This window comes from Desulfurellaceae bacterium (assembly GCA_021296095.1).
In the GTDB taxonomy this organism is placed as follows: Bacteria; Desulfobacterota; Binatia; order Bin18; family Bin18; genus JAAXHF01.
In genome coordinates, this window is the sequence record JAGWBB010000095.1 from 1 (window position 1) to 1915 (window position 1915).

Annotated in this window: 2 protein-coding genes; both read left to right on the top strand. The window is 60.8% G+C overall.

The features are described from left to right. Positions 1 to 23 precede the first annotated feature (23 nt). A complete protein-coding gene (locus J4F42_18385) occupies positions 24 to 935 on the top strand; it encodes a VOC family protein (GenBank protein ID MCE2487487.1) in 912 nt (303 codons plus the stop codon). Between the two features lie 21 nt (positions 936 to 956). Continuing rightward, positions 957 to 1915: aldo/keto reductase (locus J4F42_18390; protein MCE2487488.1), on the top strand; the 959-nt coding region annotated here is incomplete at its 3' end.

Consider the following 1915-nt stretch of genomic DNA (forward strand, 5'->3'; position numbering starts at 1 on the left):
CAGCCAGCAGAAAGGGGACACACATGGAACGCGTGACACAATTGGGCTATCTCGGACTGAGTGTGAAAGACGTCGACGAATGGGAACGTTTTGCCGCCGATATCCTCGGCCTCCAGCCGAACGGACGGGACGAGGACGGTTCCCTGTTTCTGCGTATGGATGAGTACCACCATCGCTTCACCGTTCATCCCGACGGCAGGGATGATGTGGCCTATTTTGGCTGGGAGGTGGCCGACGAGCACGCCTGTCATGCCTTGGCCGAACAGTTGGTGGCGGCCGGTTTTGAGGTCAGCCCGGGCACGGCGGAGGAGAAAGCCGCCCGACGGGTGGCGGGTCTGATCCGCTTCCAGGATCCGAACGGTATTCCCTCAGAAGTTTTCTACGGCCCGCTGATGAGCTTCGAGAAGCCGTTTCAGTCGCCCCGGCCCATCTCCGGTTTTCGGACCGGCGAGCTGGGGCTCGGACATTTTGTGATTCTGGTCGATAACGCCGAGCAGAGCATTCATTTCTATCGGGACGTGCTGGGCATGCGGATCAGCGATTATGTCCACATCACCCCGGCGCCGGGCGTCAGCTTTCAGGCTACATTTTTCCACTGCAACCCCCGCCACCACACGATTGCGTTTATTGAGGCGCCGAAAATCGCCAGGCGCCTGAACCATTTCATGCTACAGGTGCAGTCTCTGGACGATGTCGGCTCGACCTACTACCTGTGCCAGGACAGCGCCGTCCCGATCACGATGAGCCTGGGCCGGCATACCAACGATCACATGACCTCCTTCTATATGCAGACGCCGTCGGGCTTTGCCGTCGAGTACGGCTGGGGAGCCCGCGAGATTGATGACGCGACCTGGCAGGTCCAGCTGCACACCGCGGGCAGCATCTGGGGCCACCAGCGCATGCAGGCCGGTCTGGCCGGGGTCGTCCAAGAATAGGTCGAGACACAGGGAGAGACTATGCAGTACGCACGACTTGGTGAAACGGGCCTGACGGTGTCGCGCATCTGTCTCGGGTGCATGAGCTATGGGGGTGGGCCGCAGCCCGACTGGGCGATGCCCCGTGATTGGGCTCTGGGCAGGGACGAGGCGCGCGAGCATTTTGCGCTGGCGCTCGAGGCTGGGGTGAATTTTTTTGATACGGCCGACGTGTACTCGGTCGGTCTGAGCGAGGAGATCACCGGGCACTGGCTGAATGAGATGGCCGCGCGTGACGATATCGTGGTGGCGACCAAGGTGTGGGGCAAGATGCGGGCCGGAGAAAACAGCGGCGGCTTGAGCCGCAAACACATTGTTGAGGCGTGCGAGCATTCCCTGCGGCGGCTCAACATGGACTACATCGACCTGTACCAGATCCACCGCTGGGACTTTAACACGCCGATTGAGGAAACCCTGGAGGCGCTCGATTCGCTGGTCCAGAGCGGCAAGGTACGCTACCTGGGGGCCAGCAGCATGGCCGCCTGGCAGTTTTCCAAGGCTCTGTACCTGGCCAAAGAAAACGGCTGGCAGCGCTTTGTCGCCATGCAGAATCACTACAACCTGATCTACCGCGAAGAAGAGCGGGAAATGATCCCGTTGTGTCTTGACCAAGGCGTTGGACTGATTCCGTGGAGTCCGCTGGCGCGCGGGTTTTTTGCCGGAAATCGGGACCCCGAGGGGGGTGGGTCGGTGACCAAACGCGCCCAGACAGACGCCTTTGCCCACAGGAATTATTTTCGTGAGAACGATTTTGTGGTTGCCGCGACCGTTGAGAAGCTGGCCCACGAACGGGGCGTGAGCCCGACCCAGTTGGCCTGTGCCTGGGTGTTGCAGGCACCGGGAGTGACCTCGCCAATCATCGGGGCAACCAAGGTCCACCATTTGCAGGAAGTCTTTGAGGCGGTCGATATTGAGTTGAGTGCCGAGGAGGTGGCGAGGCT

Excerpts from the sequence above, each read along its gene's own strand:
- J4F42_18385 (MCE2487487.1), top strand. The coding sequence starts at position 24 with ATGGAACGCGTGACACAATTGGGCTATCTCGGACTGAGTGTGAAAGAC.